This is a genomic window from Paenirhodobacter sp. (assembly GCF_050177655.1).
GTDB lineage: Bacteria > Pseudomonadota > Alphaproteobacteria > Rhodobacterales > Rhodobacteraceae > Rhodobacter.
Map to the genome: position 1 here is coordinate 55,887 of NZ_JBFXGV010000001.1, position 16,877 is coordinate 72,763.

The 16,877-nt window shown below is 63.9% G+C and carries 13 protein-coding genes; 4 read left to right on the forward strand and 9 right to left on the reverse strand.

What is annotated here, in order from left to right:
• The first annotated feature begins 3 nt into the window (after positions 1-3).
• The 3 genes from glf to AB7U46_RS00270 all read left to right on the forward strand — a co-directional run bounded on the left by glf (position 4) and on the right by AB7U46_RS00270 (position 3,060).
• The gene (gene glf, locus AB7U46_RS00260; RefSeq protein WP_428334918.1) at positions 4-1,194 is read left to right on the forward strand and encodes a UDP-galactopyranose mutase; all 1,191 of its coding nucleotides are present in this window, start codon (positions 4-6) and stop codon (positions 1,192-1,194) included.
• A gap of 11 nt (positions 1,195-1,205) precedes the next feature.
• Positions 1,206-2,201, forward strand: a complete 996-nt coding sequence (locus AB7U46_RS00265; protein WP_428334919.1) for an NAD-dependent epimerase/dehydratase family protein — start codon at positions 1,206-1,208, stop codon at positions 2,199-2,201.
• 112 nt (positions 2,202-2,313) lie between these two features.
• Positions 2,314-3,060: a hypothetical protein gene (locus tag AB7U46_RS00270; protein WP_428334920.1), complete on the forward strand. Its 747-nt coding sequence runs from the start codon at positions 2,314-2,316 to the stop codon at positions 3,058-3,060.
• A gap of 24 nt (positions 3,061-3,084) precedes the next feature.
• Here the strand turns inward: AB7U46_RS00270 and AB7U46_RS00275 are convergent, their stop codons facing one another.
• Both AB7U46_RS00275 and AB7U46_RS00280 read right to left on the reverse strand, forming a co-directional pair.
• Positions 3,085-4,161, reverse strand: a complete 1,077-nt coding sequence (locus AB7U46_RS00275) for a GSCFA domain-containing protein (RefSeq protein WP_428334921.1) — start codon at positions 4,159-4,161, stop codon at positions 3,085-3,087.
• Positions 4,158-4,898, reverse strand: a complete 741-nt coding sequence (locus AB7U46_RS00280; protein ID WP_428334922.1) for a hypothetical protein — start codon at positions 4,896-4,898, stop codon at positions 4,158-4,160. Before AB7U46_RS00280 ends, AB7U46_RS00275 begins: the two co-directional genes overlap by 4 nt.
• 341 nt (positions 4,899-5,239) lie before the next feature.
• On the opposite strand from AB7U46_RS00280, the gene AB7U46_RS00285 reads away from it, so the two are divergent.
• Positions 5,240-6,277: a hypothetical protein gene (locus AB7U46_RS00285; RefSeq protein WP_428334923.1), complete on the forward strand. Its 1,038-nt coding sequence runs from the start codon at positions 5,240-5,242 to the stop codon at positions 6,275-6,277.
• Positions 6,278-6,338: 61 nt separating this feature from the next.
• Here the strand turns inward: AB7U46_RS00285 and AB7U46_RS00290 are convergent, their stop codons facing one another.
• The 7 genes from AB7U46_RS00290 to AB7U46_RS00320 form a co-directional block, all read right to left on the reverse strand.
• A complete protein-coding gene (locus tag AB7U46_RS00290; protein ID WP_428334924.1) occupies positions 6,339-8,447 on the reverse strand; it encodes a M10 family metallopeptidase in 2,109 nt (702 codons plus the stop codon).
• A gap of 38 nt (positions 8,448-8,485) precedes the next feature.
• Positions 8,486-8,812, reverse strand: coding sequence for a hypothetical protein (locus AB7U46_RS00295; protein WP_428334925.1), 327 nt, complete (start codon positions 8,810-8,812; stop codon positions 8,486-8,488).
• 217 nt (positions 8,813-9,029) lie between these two features.
• Positions 9,030-9,779, reverse strand: a complete 750-nt coding sequence (mtgA, locus tag AB7U46_RS00300) for a monofunctional biosynthetic peptidoglycan transglycosylase (RefSeq protein WP_428334926.1) — start codon at positions 9,777-9,779, stop codon at positions 9,030-9,032.
• A gap of 16 nt (positions 9,780-9,795) precedes the next feature.
• Positions 9,796-10,713 (reverse strand): Hint domain-containing protein, encoded by a 918-nt coding sequence (locus tag AB7U46_RS00305; RefSeq protein ID WP_428334927.1) that lies wholly within the window; start codon positions 10,711-10,713, stop codon positions 9,796-9,798.
• 135 nt (positions 10,714-10,848) lie between these two features.
• Positions 10,849-15,387 carry a glutamate synthase large subunit gene (gene gltB / locus AB7U46_RS00310; RefSeq protein WP_428334928.1) on the reverse strand — a complete coding sequence of 1,513 codons (4,539 nt, stop codon included), beginning with the start codon at positions 15,385-15,387 and terminating at the stop codon, positions 10,849-10,851.
• Positions 15,387-16,136, reverse strand: a complete 750-nt coding sequence (locus tag AB7U46_RS00315) for a hypothetical protein (protein ID WP_428334929.1) — start codon at positions 16,134-16,136, stop codon at positions 15,387-15,389. The genes gltB and AB7U46_RS00315 overlap by 1 nt, the downstream gene beginning before the upstream one ends.
• Positions 16,133-16,840, reverse strand: a complete 708-nt coding sequence (locus tag AB7U46_RS00320; RefSeq protein WP_428334930.1) for a hypothetical protein — start codon at positions 16,838-16,840, stop codon at positions 16,133-16,135. Before AB7U46_RS00320 ends, AB7U46_RS00315 begins: the two co-directional genes overlap by 4 nt.
• Positions 16,841-16,877: the final 37 nt, after the last annotated feature.

Here is a 16,877-nt window from a genome sequence, read left to right on the forward strand (position 1 = left end):
AAGATGACCGAGATCCAGGTGACCCCCGATCAGAGCGGCGAGCCCCGCGGCCGTGTCCTCGGCATCGGCGCCGGCCTGACCTGTGCCGTGATCGGCCGCCAGCTCGCGGAGGCGGGCTATCAGGTCGACATCGTCGAAAGCCGCCCCTATGTCGCCGGCAACTGCTATACCGAGGTGGATGCGCAGACCGGGATCACCCTGCACAAGCACGGCCCCCACATCTTCCACACCGACAACGAGCGGGTCTGGGCCTATGTCAACGATTACGCCGACTTCCGCCCCTATATCACCCAGCTGAAGGCCACCACCGGCGGGCGCGTCTTCTCGCTGCCGATCAACCTGCTGACGATCAACCAGTTCTTCGGCAAGACCTTCTCCCCCGCCGAAGCCGAGGCCTTCATCACCGAACGCGCCGACAAGACGATCACCGAGGTCCGCAGCTTCCAGGACCAGGCGCTGCGCTTCCTCGGCCAGGAGCTCTACGAGGCCTTCTTCAAGGGCTATCCGATCAAGCAATGGGGCATGCACCCGAGCGAGCTGCCCGCCTCGGTGCTCAAGCGGCTGCCGGTGCGCTTCAACTACAACGACAACTACTTCAACCACCGCCACCAGGGCATCCCCGCCGAGGGCTACACGGTGATGGTCGCGCGCATCCTCGACCACCCGCGGATCTCCGTCACCCTCGGGCGCAAGATGACGCAGGCCGATTGCGCGGGCTATGACCACGTCTTCTGCTCGGGCCCGATCGACGCCTGGTTCGGCTATGAACTTGGGCAACTCGGCTATCGGACGCTCGATTTCGAGGCAAGCCATCACAAGGGCGATTTCCAGGGTTGCGCCGTGATGAGCTACCCCGACGAGAGCGTGCCCTTCACCCGGATCACCGAGCACAAGCACTTCGCCCCCTGGGAAAGCCATGAAAACACGGTGATCTATCACGAGTTCAGCCGTTTTTGCGGCAAGGACGACACGCCCTATTACCCGATCCGCCTCGTGAACGAGACGACGATGCTCAAACGCTACGTCGAGTATGCCCAAAGCCAAAGTAACATAAGTTTTGTTGGCAGACTCGGCTCCTACAAATATATGGATATGGACGTGACAATCGCGGAGGCGCTCGATGCAGCGGAAGCCTTCCTCGCGTTGCGCGAGAAGGGCCAGCCGATCCCCGCGTTCTTTGCCGCACCAATCTGACGGACGGACGCATGCTGGAGACTGACGTGAACGAGACGAGCTTGTCACCCTGCCTTGTGATTGGCGCATCCGGGTTCATCGGTCGCAACCTCGTGCTCAAGCTGGCCGAGAGCGGCATCGCCGTGCGTGCGCTGACCCGCTCGGGCGAGATCAAGGTCGAACACCCGCTGGTCGAATGGGTCAAGGGCGACATGCTCGACATCGGCACGCTCGACCGGGTGCTCGAGAATGTCGGCTCGGTGGTGCAGCTCGGCACCACGACGAAACCGGCCTCCTCCAACGCCAATATCCCCTTCGACATCTCCTCGAACCTGATCGGCAACATCCGCCTGCTCGAGAAGCTGGCCGCGCGCAAGGGCGTGAAATTCGTCTTCATCTCCTCGGGCGGCACCGTCTATGGCGACCCGGTCTATGTGCCGATCAAGGAGACCCACCCGACCGAGCCGAAATCCTCCTACGGGATCACCAAGCTCGCGATCGAGAAATACATCGCGATGTTCTCGCGGCTCTACGACATCGACTCGACGATCCTGCGGGTGTCGAACCCCTTCGGCGAGTATCAGTCCTATTCCGACGGTCAGGGCGTGGTCGCCACCTTCCTCTGGCGCGCGCTCAACGACATGCCGATCGAGATCTGGGGCGACGGCTCGGCGGTGCGCGATTATCTCTATGTCGGCGACGTCTGCGAGGCGATCCTCGCGGCGCTGCGCTATCGTGGCAAGGAACCGGTGTTCAACATCGGCTACGGCAAGGGGCTGAGCGTGATCGAGATCCTCAAGGGGATCGAGGAGACGATCGGTTTTTCCGCCGATGTGCGCTTCCTTCCCGGTCGCCCGACCGACGTGCGCGTCAGCGTGCTCGACAGCTCGCTCGCCCAGCGGGAACTCGGCTGGAGCGCGAAGACCTCGCTTTACGAGGGGCTGCAGCGCACGGCGCAGTGGATGTCCACGCTGCTCGGCCGCGAACTGGCCCAGCGCGCCGAGGAGAAGCGCAAGAAGAGCAGCTGAATGCCCCTCGCCACGGCCCGGCGCAGAGGCCGACAGGCCCAATCCCCCTCCCGGATTTCATTTGGAACTTTCCAAGAAATTCGATAGGGGTCGGAAAACCAAGAGAATGATCATGTTTACCGAAGCAAACGAACGTCTCCTCCGCCTTGCCGATCGCGGCCCCGCGGCCAACGACCATTACAAGCTCATTCACCTGCATATTCCGAAGACGGCAGGCGTGTCCTTCCTCGCGCTGTTCAAGCGCTGCTTCGAGGATCCGCTGCATCTGCCGTGGAACGCCGGCGGCCCGACCTGGAAGAAGACGATCCAGGGGGGGCGCACCCCGCGCTTCACCACCGGTCACATCCGCTTCCGCGAGATCTTCTTCGGCCCGATCGTCTCGACGAAACCGCTGCTGATCATGTCGATCGTGCGCGATCCGCTCGCCCGGGCGATCTCCGATTACAACTACATGCGGTCGAGCCGTCATCCGCTGAACGCGGAATTCTACGCCTCGGCCCCGGATGTCGACACCTACATCCGCCAGCGCACCGAGCAGCGCAACCTGCAGGCGCAGTGGCTCTGTGGCTTCAACAACGACATCGAGGCGGTGAAGGGCGCGGTCTCGCGGCATTTCGTCGGCCTCGCGCCGCTCGATCGCATCGACCCCTACGTGCTGCAACTGCAGCGCGCCTTCGTCGATCGCGAGCCGGCGGAGCTTGAACGGCGCAACGAGTTGCAGGAGATCCTGCATGGCGAGAAGGTCTCGCCCTCGGATGTCTCGCCCGATGTGCTCAAGGCGTTCCAGGCGGCCAATGATCTCGACCAGATGATCTATGACCAGTCGATGGAATGCTGGGACAAGGTCTTCGGGGGCTGATCCAGCCCCCGACCCCGGTCATTCTCAGCTCTCGTTGTTGATCGCCGCCTCGTCGCAGAGCACGTCGATCTTGCGCTGCATTTCCTGCATGTGCCGACGCGCCTCGTTCACCGGCCGCTTCGGCCGCGGAACCGGAGCGACCTCGCTGTCGGTGAAGTGCTTCTTGAACAGCGTCATCACATGGGTCACGCCGCGCTCGGTGATCTCGCGGCGGTCGGGCGCATAGTAGCGGCCGCGCGCATGCGGGCTGGTGATGATCTCGTAGGAGGGGAAATAGGCGCAATCCTTCAGCGTCTTCGTCGCCTTCTCCGCCGCGATCCGCAGCACCGCTTTCGACCAGGTGGTCGAAACCAGCACATGGCGCGGCTCGTAGGTCGCATTGAGCGGCACCGGCGACACCGTCAGGATGATCTTCACCTTCGGGTTCTTCGCGCGGATGAAGCTCAGCGCGGCATGCAGATCGGCATAGGTCTCCGCCTCGTCGAAATTGACGAATTGCACCGTCTCCGGATCATAGGTGCCGCCCGCGACGCCCGGCGCGATCGGATAGACCGCACCATCGCGGCGATCCGCCCAGCCTTCGGTGAGGCCGAGGGTGAAGACGAAGATGTCCATCTGTTCGATCGCACGGCGCACGGCGCGCAGATGCTGCTCGCGATCCACCTCGAGCTCCGCCGCGCTCAGATAGCCGCCGGGCTGGATCTGCGGGCGGAACGGATCGACGACCCCGGTTCCGCGCGGCGCACGCCAAGACTGCACCATCGGCGTGAACTGGCCATAGGCGCGTTGCAACAGCTGCAGCAGCTGGCGCGCGGTGTAGACATTGCCATAGCGCGCCGAGAACATGCCATAGTTGAGCTTGCGCGCAACCGCGGGGCGGATGATCGGATGGGCCCGCTCCGTGATGAAATGGTTGAAGCCCGATTTCGACATGTGCCGCGCAACATGCTGTGCGAAGCAGCTCCCCGCCGTCACGATCTTGTCGCTCTGCTGGATCTTGAACGGAACGTCGGAGACCGGATCGAGCAGCGCGGGATCCTCGATCCCCGGATCTTTCTTCCAGAACTGTCTGTCCGGCAGACCAGCATAGGGATGTTTCATTTGGCCTCTCCCATCGCAAGCATGTCCTGAGCTTCCATCGTCAGCGCCTTCAGCATGATTGCACCGTATGCGGCATTCGCGTGCGTCGGATCCAGCCCGTAGAATCGCTCGGCGAGGAAGCCCTCTTGATCCAGAGCCTCCGCGACCGGCTCAACGAAGGTCGCCTTGCACCGCGCCGCAATATTCCTGAGCGCCAAGGTCTGGGCACGATATAGTTGCATCCGCAATGCTTTCGGCGCCGGGCCGAGGTGAATGCGCGAGGAAAACAACTCTGGATGTGCGACAATATGCTCCCAGCTCGAAATCGGCGGCGGCGCGTTCAGATACAGCCGTCGTGCCGCGGGGAATGCTGCAAAAACCGCCTCGATATGAGATGGGCTACTCAGCATTTCGAAATTCTCGACCATCGCTCCGAACGGAATGAACGCGCGCTTCCCCTCAAGCGGAGGGATGGCGCCCACCTCCGCATCGCCGAGAGAGAACGGCTTCGGGCTTTCGACAATCCCGAAAATATTGTGCTGATTTCCCTTGATGCACAGGCAGACCACATCCGGCGCCTTCATCGGAGTATTTGCCTCGACAAAGGAAACAACATCGGAATCGGAGGCGTCCTCCCGCTTGTTGACCTGTTTGAGGTTAACAAAGCCGACATTCTCGAAGCCGGGGGTCTTGGCCGCGGCAATCAAACATTCAATGTGACTGTTTCCGATGATGAGAATGGATGGGGTCGAGGGCATGATCGGCTCGTTTCTCTAGGTCTTTGGCATGGGGCACGCCGCAGCCAATGGAAACTGGCTACGAACATTGGCCCCTTTATAGAACGGAATGGACTTACACAGTCGTACACTTGCCCTGACTATTGCCTTCGCATTCTGTCATTGCAAGCGCAGAAATCACTGCCCGTTTCCGCCTCGGCATCGCCCCTCCGACCACCTGTTTCCGTCACAATATCCAGGAGGCCCGGGGATACCCTTTGCGTCACTCCAAGGCATATCGTAGATTGGACGCGCAAAAACAGAGAGCTCGGTCGTCGTCGCCGGCTCTGGAGAGGCGCAATATGAAACCTGTAGCAGAGCGCATGATCGTTCACGTCGGCATGCACAAGTCGGGAACGTCGGCGGTACAGGATTCGCTCGCGGCGAATCTGAAAGACCCGAACTTCAAGTATTTGGCCTTCGAAAAGCCAAATAATTCCAATACGATACGCCATATATTCTGGAACGCGGGCCTGCAGGACGAAAACGCGAAGCAACGGCTCATCGCAGAACGCCAGCGGCGCCGGTCCTTTGTGGCAATGACGCGCTCGCTCAATGCTCTGGGGCGGGCGGTGCCGATCGTTTCCGCGGAAATCATCGGCATTCTTCCGCGGGTCGCTTCCGACAAGCTCTTCGACATGCTCGAGATCTATCGGCGGAACATCCAGATCGTCGCCTATCTGCGCAATATGCCCGATTATGTGGACAGCGCTTTTCAGGAGAAGCTCAAGTCCAGTCTCGTCACCCTGGACAAGCCCACGATCGATGTCCGATACAAGCGTCGCTTCGTACATTTCGAGCGACGCTTCTCGCGTCGCAACGTGCTGTTGAAGCCGTTCAGCCGCAGCGCACTGCACAACGGGTGTGTCGTACAGGACTTTTGTAAAACGTTCGAGATCGACTTCGACCCGGCTGGGGTTGTGCGTTCGAACGAACGCCTGAGCCTCCCGGCGGTCAGACTGCTTTACGCCTACCGGCAGGTGAACCCCGCTGCGCGAAACGGTGACCGCGGGCTTTTTGACAAGCTCTCGACACTGCCGGGAAGCAAGTTCCAGCTAAGCGACGAGATGACACGTTCAGTGGTGATCTGCGAAGAAGAAGATCTTGCCTATGCACAGGATCGCATCGGCCTGGACATGCGTCTGCGCGATTCCTCGCCGGCCGACGAGCTGATTCGATCGGCCGACGATCTGCGCAATCTGAAGCCGGAAGAGCTTGAATGGCTCGCCGCAAATTCCGCGACGCGGCTGTCGGCCCTTAAAGCTGGCGTCGAGCCCATTGCCGCGGCACTGGACAAGCTGAGGGTTCAGTCCCTTACCGCATCAGCGGATGAAGAGGACTTCGCCGACACCCCTGCCTGACAGGAAGATGTCGGCAGCGCCTTCCGCCCCGTGCTCGCGGGGCGGAAGAGGTTCATCTCGACTACAGGGCAAGATCGTAGGTCGTGGATCCGACATTCAGATAAAGATGGTCTTGATCCGCAGCATCCAGAACGCACCAGAGAACATCCCCGGTCGCCCCGTTGACGATGTTTGCATCCAGCACACCGGCATCACCGCCGTTGTTCACCCATTCGACCTGAATATCGTTGATGTTTCCCGTCCGCAGGATCAGGACGTCGTGCTGCGCGCCAGAATAGTCCGTGATCCAATCCGTTCCATCGCTCGCAAGGCCGGAATGAACAAAGCGATCCGCGCCGCTCCCTCCTGTGAGACTGTCGTTGCCGCTTTGCCCATAGATGATGTCATTCCCGGCGCCGCCGTTGATGACATCGGTGTTGGTCCCCCCATAAAGCCGGTCGTTTCCGCTGTCGCCAAAGATTCTGTCTTTGCCGAGCCCACCGTAGATCGTGTCATTGTCGTTGCCGCCACGGATCACATCGTTGCCATAGCCGCCAACGATTGAATCGGAGCCGTCCTCGCCGCTGATCCGGTCGCTGCGATCACCGCTCGTCGCATCGTCGCCGCCGCCGATCATCACGTCGTCGCCGGCGCCGCCGGTCATCGTGTCCGAGCCCGCGCCGCCGTCGAACCTGTTCGAACCGTCGACATCGCTCAGCACATCGCTGCCATTGCCGCCGCGCAGGCTGTCATCGCCATTGCCGCCCACCAGCGTGTCGTCGCCGTTGCCGCCGAGCAATGTGTCACTGCCGTTGCCACCGGCGATGTAGTCGTTGCCCGAACCCGCATTGAGAAGGTTGCGCGCGCCGTTGCCGATGATCCGGTCGTCGCCGCTTCCGGTGATGCCGTTCTCGATCACCGTGCCGCGCGCGATGCCGAGATTGCCGATCAGCCCGTCGATGTCCGAATATCGGGTCGGGTTGAGGTTGAGCACCTGGTTCGCGCTCGAGAAGCTCACGTCGATCGTGTCGCGCCCGCCGCTGTCGTAGATCGTCAGCGCGACGTCATTGCTGCCGATGTCGGAATTCGTCGTCCCGGTGGCGATCGCCGCATAGACCTCGGACATGTAGCCGCTGACGTTGGAATTGCCGAAATAGGTGGTGTTGCCGGCATTGCCGTCCGAGGCGCCATACATCGACTGGATCGCGATGATATCCGCCATCATCGGCGTCACGTCGAAGGCCTCGGAGGCGATGATCGAGGTGTTATCCGTCTGGCTGAAATAGGACATGATCGAGACCTGCCAGCTGTCGTTGGAGAAGGTCTCGTCCACGCCATAGGTGGCGCTGCCGTTGTAATCGCCCTGATGCCCGAGGCCGAGCGCATGGCCGATCTCGTGCACGTAGCTCTGGAAGGAATAGCTGTCGATCGTGGTGCCGTAGCTGTTCAGCCAGTCGAGACCGATATTCACGCTCGAGCTGGTGATGAAGCCGCCGGAATAGCTCGAGGTCGAATAGGCGCCGGTGTCGGCGTCGTCGAATTCGATCATCGCCGTGCCGGTGGTCTCGACGAAGACGACATCGGCGACCGAGGCCCAGGCATCGAGCGCCCAGCGCGCGAGCTGTTGCCCCGCAGCCGTCAGATTGTGGATGTCGACGGTGATGACATTCGAGCTCGAAGTGTCGAACCGACGTGCGGTGGAGCCATTGTCCTGCCAGTACCCATTGACGAGGTAATCGGCGAGCGTATCGAGCGAGGCCGGCGCATCCGGCGCCGCCGCTTCCGTCACGCTGACCAGATAGCTGCCGGTACTCGAACCATAGGCCGAAGCGCCGATGTAGTAATACCCGCTCTCCGAGACGGTGATGGTGATCTGCGATTCGAGACCGTCGCCGCCGTCGTCATTGTAGGCGATCTGGTTGCCCGAGCTGTTGTAGAGATGGAGATAGGGGTCGCTGAGCGTGCCGACGCCGCTCGGGCTGCCCTGCTCGTCGATGACATAGCTGTGCCCGGCCTGGAGATAGACCCGCACCCAATCCTCGTCCCCCGTCGATCCGATCGTGCCCGAGAACGTGTCTCCGACACTCATGCGATAGGAGGTGGAGGTGCTCGCCGGTGCATCCGTGGTTTCGGTCAGGGCGGCATAGACGGTCGTCGTCTCCGCTTCGGAATAAGTAGGGATTCCAGTCATCGCTGAACCTCTCCAATCAGGAAAACATCAAATTTCATTCAGATCTCCGGCGCCGTGCGCTCCCAGAGCTGGCCGAGGAAGCGCGCGACCATCGCATCGTTCAATGTCCTGTCCATGACATCCATCGACAGGCTCTCACCGGTCTGCCAGCCGGCTCCGGGGCGGTGCCATTCGAGATGCGCCGAGATCCCGTCTGCGCGCAGGCTGTCCAGATGCAGCCGCAGCGCCGACACCGCCGCCGAGGGTGCTTCGGTCGCGGGCCGCGCGACGATCTGCAGGCCGGGCGCCTGCTCCGCCAGCACATCCTGAAGCTGCGCGCAGATCCGGGCGCTTTGCGGCGTTTCCGGCAGGCAGGACAGCCACACGGAGGGCTGTGCCTGGGCCGGGCCGCTGCAGGCGGCTGCAATGATCAATGGCGCAATCCCCTTCAACTTCACCGATCCGGTCCTCTGGCGGGCTCCTCACATTGTCGTGTAAATTCCCCGCTGCGTCCAGCCCAAGCGGCGACGCGGCGGTCATCCGCCGCACCGGCGACTCGCTTGTGCCATGCGATTGGTACGAGAATGCGGCGGTCGCGGCGGACTATTCGAAGCAGGCCGCGCGCCCGTCGACGCGGATCGTTTCGGCCCCGTCCGCAATCGCCGTGGCACGGCGCGACACGAAGGCCGAGGGTTTCGAGGCCGAGCGCCCCTTCGGGTCGGGCAGCACCGCGGCGAGCAGCGCCGCCTGCCGCGGCGACAGCTTGTCGGGCGTGGTGCGGAAATAGCGGAAGGCGGCGGCGTTCACGCCGAACACCCCCTCGTCGAATTCCGCCACGTTGAGATAGATCTCGAGGATCCGCCGTTTCGTCCAGAGCGCCTCGACCGCCGGGGTCAGCGCCGCCTCCATCGCCTTGCGCAGCCAGCTTCGCCCCTGCCAGAGGAAGACGTTCTTCACCACCTGCTGGGTGATCGTCGAGGCGCCGCGCTCGCCGCCGGCATCCATCGCCTGGCGGATCGCCTTCATGTCGAACCCCCAGTGGCGGCAGAAATTCGCATCCTCCGCCGCGACGACCGAGCGCATCATCACCGGGGAGATATCCTCGATCGCGGTCCATTCCTGATCGACGCCGCCGAGCCTGCGCCCCTCGGAAAAGATCGTCCAGGTGGTGGGCGGATTGAGGAAATCATAGACCACGATGAGCGCGAGATAGGCCGCGATCACGCCAAGCGCGATCCGCGCCAGCCATCGCCCGACCAGCGCAAAGGGCCAGCGCATCGCGCCGATCAGCGCGTCGCCTGCCCGGGGTTTCTTCGTGGTCTTCTTGCGTGCCGCCATGCCGGTATAAGTCATGCGCGGGCCCCGATGGTCAAGCCGCGACGCAGGACAACTCGGCGCCGCGCGCGACTTTTCGGGCGGTCTGCCAGCGCTGCGGGCAATTGCCGGGGCCAAGCGCGCGGCTCACCGCGGCGATCTCGGCGGCTAGGCGCCGATCCCCCTCGAGAATGGTGTCGCCGGGAAAGAAGCTCTCGCTCGCGGCGCCCTCCGCCGTCAGCAGGTGATGCGCGTCGAGCATCAGGTGATGATAGCTCACCGTCGCGCAGGGCATCAGCCGGATCGTCGTGCCATTCACCAGATGTTTCGCGGCCACCAGCACCTCCGAAGCGCCGCAATGCAGTTCCGCCTGCCAGCCGGTGACCAGCATCCGGTGCTGCTGCGAGACCAGAAGCGCGCGCCGGTTGCCGACCGCCCCGGGCGCAAAACGCACCGGAGCCCCCGCGCCGGTTCCGGCCACACTCCGGCTTCCGACCCAGAGGATCGGCCGCGCGCCGGCGTCCTGCGTCACCACCTCGTCGCCCGGGCGCAGCCACTCCACCGGCCGCTCGCCCGCGGGCGTGAGGATCCGCGTGCCGGCGACGAAACAGGGCGGGCCCAGGCTGCTCACCGGCGTCTGCGTCGCCGAGGTGACATAGCTCGAACTCACGAAGCTCGCGTTATGCAGGATCGAGCCGTCGGTCGGGGTGAACACGGCGCGCCCGTCGGCGAGGTAGAAGGTCACGCCGGTGATCGTATGGGTGACGCCGTTCAGCCCGGTCACGGTGATCGTGTCGTTCACCCAGACCTGGTTGATCTTCTGCCCGTCGATGCGATCGCGCGCGCCGGTGCTGAGCCAGTCGTCATTGTTGCGATCGGTGATCTCGAGCTGCACCGGATCGAGCAACGTCCCGGCGGCCGGCGGGTTCGCCGGATCCATCACATAGAACTGGTCGATATAGGTCGTCGCCATCCCGATCCCCTCGATTGTTTCCAACCTCGCGGGGAAATCAGGTCAAAACCGGGCCATTTCATGCCCAAACATGGGTAAATGACGTAGGGGCAGGATCTTGCGACCCTGCCCCCCTGTTTCATTCGGATGCCGCGCTCACTCGGCGGGCATCGCCTGCGCCTCGTCGCTGAGCGGATGCGGCAGATGCACCAGCATCTCCTTCGGGCACACCTGCAGGAAGTTGGCGCGTTCCGCCTCCCAGTTCTGCAGGATGTCCTCCGCCTTGCGCGAACCGGTTTCCTTCACATGGCGCTCGATCAGACCCTTGAGCTGCGCTTCCCAATGCGGGTGGCTCACCGCACAGGTCACCAGGCTTTCGAGGTTCATGTAATCCTCGGCCACCGCTTCCGGGTCGTAGAGATAGGCCATGCCGCCGGTCATGCCCGCGCCAAAGTTCGCGCCGATCCGGCCAAGGATCACCGCGACGCCGCCGGTCATGTATTCGCAACCGTTCGAGCCGCAGCCCTCGACCACGACCTTCGCGCCGGAGTTGCGCACCGCGAAGCGCTCGCCCGCACGACCCGCCGCGAAGAGATAGCCATCGGTCGCGCCGTAAAGCACGGTGTTGCCGACGATCGTGTTCTCCGAGGCGATGAGCGGCGAGGACATCGGCGGGCGCACCACGATCGTGCCACCCGAGAGCCCCTTGCCCACATAGTCGTTGGCGTCGCCCGCGACCTCGAGCTTCAGCCCCGGGGCCGCGAAGGCGCCGAGCGACTGCCCGCAGGAGCCGGTGAGCCGCACCGTCAGATGATCGGGCTGCAGCGCGTTGCGCATGCCGAAGTTCTTGACGATATGGCTCGACGCCCGCGTGCCGATCGTGCGCAGCGTGTTGCGCACCGCGTAGCTGAGCTGCATCTTCTCGCCGTCCTCGAAGAAGCGGTGCCCGTCCTTGATGATCTCGGCGTCGAGCGTATCGGGGACGTAGTTGCGCGGCTTCGAGCGGTCGTAGACGATCTTGTCCCAGCCATCGACGGTGATGAGCAGCGGGTTCAGGTCGAGGTCATCGAGATGCGCCGAGCCGCGGCTGACCTGGGTCAGCAGATCGGCCCGACCGATGATCTCATCCATCGAGCGCGCGCCGATCGAGGCGAGGATCTCGCGAACTTCCTGCGCGTAGAAGGTGATCAGGTTCACCACCTTGTCCGCCGAGCCGTGGAACTTCGCACGCAGCACCGGATCCTGCGTGCAGACGCCCACCGGGCAGGTGTTCGACTGGCACTGACGCACCATGATGCAGCCCATCGCGATCAGCGCCGCGGTGCCGATGCCGTATTCCTCGGCCCCCATCATCGCCGCCATCACGATGTCGCGGCCGGTGCGCAGACCGCCGTCGGTGCGCAGCGTGACGCGGTCACGCAGCTTGTTCATCGCCAGAACCTGATGCGCCTCGGTCAGGCCCATCTCCCACGGCAGACCGGCATATTTGATCGAGGTCGCGGGCGAAGCGCCCGTGCCGCCGTTGTGGCCCGAGATCAGGATCACGTCGGCCTTCGCCTTCGCCACACCTGCGGCAATCGTGCCGACGCCCGAGGACGCCACCAGCTTCACGGTGATCTTCGCGCGCGGGTTGATCTGCTTGAGGTCGTAGATCAGCTGCGCGAGGTCTTCGATCGAGTAGATGTCGTGATGCGGCGGCGGCGAGATCAGCGTCACGCCCTTGGTCGAGTGCCGCAGACGCGCGATCAGCTCGGTCACCTTCATCCCGGGCAGCTGACCGCCCTCGCCGGGCTTGGCGCCCTGCGCGACCTTGATCTCCAGCTCCTCGCAGTGGTTGAGGTATTCGGCGGTCACACCGAAACGCCCCGAAGCCACCTGCTTGATCTTCGCCGAGGGGTTGTCGCCGTTGGGCTCCGGCACGAAATGCGCCGGATCCTCGCCGCCCTCGCCGCTGTCGGATTTGGCGCCGATGCGGTTCATCGCGACGTTCAGCGTCTTGTGCGCCTCCGGCCCGAGCGCGCCGAGCGACATGCCGGGGGTGACGAAGCGCTTGCGGATCGAGGTGATCGATTCGACCTCCTCGATCGGCACCGGCTTGCCGAGCGACTTGATGTCCAAGAGGTCGCGGATGTGGATCGGCGGATTGGCCCGCATCAGCTGCGAATACTGCTTCCACAGGTCATAGCTCGCCCGGTCGCAGGCCGATTGCAGCAGGTGCATCGTCTGCGCTTCCCAGGCGTGTTTCTCGCCGGTGCGGCGCGCCTTGTAGAAGCCACCGATCGGCAGAACGTCCTGCCCACCCAGCCAGCCCTTGGCATGCACCTGCTCCAGCTTGTGCTGGATGCCGTGCAGGCCGATGCCGGAGATGCGCGAATGCATGCCGGGGAAATATTCCGCCACCATCGCGCGGCTCAGACCGACCGCCTCGAAGTTCAGACCGCCGCGATAGGAGGAGATGATCGAGATCCCCATCTTCGCCATGATCTTGAGCAGACCGGCGTCGATCGCATCGCGATAGCGGCGCATGTTGTCGACGAGCGAGCCGGTAAGCAACCCGCGCTCGATCCGGTCGGCGATGCTGTCCTGGGCGAGATAGGGGTTCACCGTCGTCGCGCCGGCGCCGATCAGCACCGCGAAATAATGGCTGTCGATGCACTCGGCCGAGCGCACGTTGACCGAGGTGAAGGTGCGCAGCCCCTTCTTCGTCAGCCAGCTGTGCACCGCGCTGGTCGCCAGGATCATCGGCATCGCGACCTTCTCGGCGCCCTGCTTCTCATCCGTCAGCACGAGGTGCAGCGCGCCCGAACGCACCGCATCCTCCGCCTCGGCGCGGATCCGTTCCAGCCCCTCGCGCAGCGCCTCGGGCGAGGCCCCGGCCGGGAAGGTGCAGTCGATCAGGGCCACCGAGGCGCCGAAGACCTTCAGCATCTCCTCATATTCCGCATTCGCGATGAACGGGCTTTCGAGGATCAGGATCTCGGTCTGCGAGCTGTCCTCGTCGAGCACGTTCTTGAGGTTGCCGAACCGCGTTTTCAGCGACATCACCCGGCTTTCGCGCAAGGAGTCGATCGGCGGGTTGGTCACCTGGGAGAAGTTCTGCCGGAAGAAATGGCTCAGCGGACGATACTGCTTGGACAGAACCGCGGGCGGCGTGTCGTCGCCCATCGAGGCAATCGCTTCCTTGCCGTCCTCGGCCATCGGCGCCAGGATCTGCTCGAGCTCCTCGACCGAATAGCCCGCAGCGATCTGCCGCTTGCGCAGCTCGGCGCCCGCGAAGAGGTTCTTCTCCGGCACGTCGCGCATGATCGCGTTGAGGTCGACGACCTTCTCCACCCAGTCGCCGAAGGGCTGGCTGTTGGCGAGGCGATCCTTGATCTCCTTGTCGTGGTAGAGCTTGCCCTCGCGCATGTCGACGGCGATCATCTGCCCCGGCCCAAGCGCGCCCTTCTCGCGCACGTTCATCTCGTCGACCGGGACCATGCCGGCCTCCGAGCCCGCGATCAGCATGCCATCGGCGGTGACGACATAGCGCATCGGGCGCAGGCCGTTGCGGTCGAGACCGCCGCAGACCCATTTGCCATCGGTCATGGCCAGCGCCGCCGGGCCGTCCCAGGGCTCCATCACCGAGTTGCAATAGGCATACATGTCCTGCCACTTCTTCGGCATGTCGGTCGTCGCCTTCGACCAGGCCTCGGGCACCAGCATCGTCTTCGTCATCGGCGCCGAACGGCCGCCGCGGACCATCACCTCGAACACCGCGTCAAGCGCGCCCGAGTCGGAGGCGCCCGCCGGGATGATCGGCTTGATGTCTTCCGCCGCCTCGCCGAAGGCGGTCGAGGCCATGCGGATCTCGTGCGACTTCATCCAGTTGACGTTGCCCTTGAGCGTGTTGATCTCGCCGTTGTGGGCGAGCATGCGGAAGGGCTGCGCCAGCCACCACTGCGGGAAGGTGTTGGTGGAATAGCGCTGGTGATAGATCGCGAAGGCCGAGGCGAAGCGCTCGTCCTTCAGGTCGGGATAGAATTCGGCGACCTGCTCGGCGAGCATCATCCCCTTGTAGATGATCGAGCGGCAGCTGAGCGAGCAGATGTAGAGCCCGGAGATCTGCGCCGCGATCGCCGCCTTCTCGATGCGGCGGCGGATGACGTAAAGCTCGCGCTCGAAGGTCTCGTCGTCAATGTCCTTCTCGCAGCGGATCAGGATCTGCTCGATCTCGGGGCGCGTCGCATTGGCCTTTTCGCCCAGCACCTCGGTGTTCACCGGGACATGGCGCCAGCCGTAGATGTAATGGCCCATCCGCAGCACTTCGCTCTCGACGATCGTGCGGCAGCGCTCCTGCGCGCCAAAGTCCGTGCGCGGCAGGAAGACCTGACCCACGGCGATCAGCTTGCCGTGGTCGGGCTCGTGACCGGTGCGGCGCACCTGGTCGTAAAAGAAGGGCACCGGGATCTGCACATGGATGCCCGCGCCGTCGCCGGTCTTGCCGTCGGCATCGACCGCGCCGCGGTGCCAGATCGCCTTCAGCGCCTCGATCCCGTTCTCGACGACCCGGCGCGAGGCCTTGCCATCGAGCGAGACCACGAGGCCGACGCCGCAGGAGGCCTTTTCGTCATCCGCCTTGTAGAGCGAATGCTCCTCCATCCACTTGCGCTTGGCTTCCTCGGCGGCAACCCAGGCTTCGTCGTATTTCGTCATCACAGTGCCTCCTCGGAGAGTGGGATGGTGTGCATTCGGTCGTATTTCCGGCGGCTGATGCCGTCTGCGGCGCGGACGGCACGTCGCGCGCGAAGAGTTCTGCCCAGGATGGACATCGTCACGATCGGGGCGAGAAGCCCGGCCTCGTGCAGACCGCGGGCAAGGGTGTGGCCGTGCCGCGGAAAGATGTAATGCCAGTAGCCCGCATCGTCGGGGAAGCGCCGCGCATGCGCGAGCTCATCGTCGCTGCCACCGTGCAGGATCGTGACCTCGCTGTCAGTGTCACGCAGGTCGGGCACTTCGGGAAAGGGCCAGTCGGTGATCCGCTTGCGGAAATACATCCAGCGGTCTTCCTCGGGCACGACACCGGGTTTCACCGAGAACTGCGGCGCGATCGCGACGACATGGTCGATCGGCATCAGCGCCGCGAGGATCAGCGCCGCGGTCCCGCCCATCGAATTGCCGATGGCGCAGATTTCCTCGGCGCCGATCTCCTGCGCGGTGGCCTTCGCCGCCTCGACGACGAAATCGGCGATGCCGGGCCCGTTCATCCAGCTGCGGCTCTCGTCGGAGACATAGAGGACGTTGTTCTCGCCGTTCCAATGCGCGATGCGGGCGAATTCCACCGGCGGCACCTGCCGGCGATTGGTGCCGACCCCGGCCAGCGAGATCACGAGCCGCTTCGAGCGCCCGGGCGAAAAGCTCAGGTGCAGCGGCGGATCGCAGGTGATGTCGCGCACGTCGATCATCGCGCGCCCTCTTCGAGCTGCGTCATCATCATGTCGCAGTCGTATTGCGGCCGGGTGGCGGCAAAGCCCTTCCCGCCCGGGAAGGAAAAGGTCACCGGCCCCTGCGCGGAGGAGGAGCTGTCGCCATAGGCGTTCTCGTATTCCTCGGTATCGGCGAAGAACACGCGCTGGGTGCGGCTGATATACTGCATCCCCTTGCGGGTGCCGATGTAATTGCCCTCGCCATCCTCGATCCGCATCTCGAAGGCACAGCGTTCGAGCGCGACGCCGTCGATCGTCACCGCCTCGCCGGTGAGCTGGTCATGGCCGATGAAGCGGCGCACCGTGCCCATGTTCGAGCGGGTGACGAAGTCGTAATCGTCGCGTCCGGTGGCAAGCAGATCGCTGAAGGAGGCGTTGTCGACCGAACCGGCGGCGTCGAGCGTGTCGATCTCGCCGTCGCTCAGGCTGACGCTTTCGACCCAGCGCGTCTCGCGGTCGACGCGGCTGAGGAAATATTCCCCCGAACCATCGGCGAGCGAGACCCACTGATCGCCGGCGGGATCCCCGGCGCAGGTGTAGTAGTTCGCCACCTGACATTCGTGCATCTGCACGGTCAGGTTCAGCGTGCAACCCGAAGGCGGGGCGAATACCGGCTCGGCATGCGCGGAGAGGGCAGCGCAGAGCCCCCCGATCGTCACGAAACCTGCCAGATGCCCGCGCATCGCCTGATGTCCCTGATTGCTGGAAGCCGGGCGGGGC

Bases quoted from the DNA above. Each gene is read 5' to 3' on its own strand.
- AB7U46_RS00315 (WP_428334929.1), bottom strand. From the start codon at position 16,136: ATGATCGACGTGCGCGACATCACCTGCGATCCGCCGCTGCACCTGAGC.
- AB7U46_RS00275 (WP_428334921.1), bottom strand. From the start codon at position 4,161: ATGAAACATCCCTATGCTGGTCTGCCGGACAGACAGTTCTGGAAGAAA.
- AB7U46_RS00265 (WP_428334919.1), top strand. From the start codon at position 1,206: ATGCTGGAGACTGACGTGAACGAGACGAGCTTGTCACCCTGCCTTGTG.
- AB7U46_RS00285 (WP_428334923.1), top strand. From the start codon at position 5,240: ATGATCGTTCACGTCGGCATGCACAAGTCGGGAACGTCGGCGGTACAG.
- AB7U46_RS00305 (WP_428334927.1), bottom strand. From the start codon at position 10,713: ATGGCGACGACCTATATCGACCAGTTCTATGTGATGGATCCGGCGAAC.
- AB7U46_RS00280 (WP_428334922.1), bottom strand. From the start codon at position 4,898: ATGCCCTCGACCCCATCCATTCTCATCATCGGAAACAGTCACATTGAA.
- AB7U46_RS00270 (WP_428334920.1), top strand. From the start codon at position 2,314: ATGTTTACCGAAGCAAACGAACGTCTCCTCCGCCTTGCCGATCGCGGC.
- gltB (WP_428334928.1), bottom strand. From the start codon at position 15,387: ATGACGAAATACGACGAAGCCTGGGTTGCCGCCGAGGAAGCCAAGCGC.
- mtgA (WP_428334926.1), bottom strand. From the start codon at position 9,779: ATGACTTATACCGGCATGGCGGCACGCAAGAAGACCACGAAGAAACCC.
- AB7U46_RS00290 (WP_428334924.1), bottom strand. From the start codon at position 8,447: ATGACTGGAATCCCTACTTATTCCGAAGCGGAGACGACGACCGTCTAT.
- glf (WP_428334918.1), top strand. From the start codon at position 4: ATGACCGAGATCCAGGTGACCCCCGATCAGAGCGGCGAGCCCCGCGGC.
- AB7U46_RS00320 (WP_428334930.1), bottom strand. From the start codon at position 16,840: ATGCGCGGGCATCTGGCAGGTTTCGTGACGATCGGGGGGCTCTGCGCT.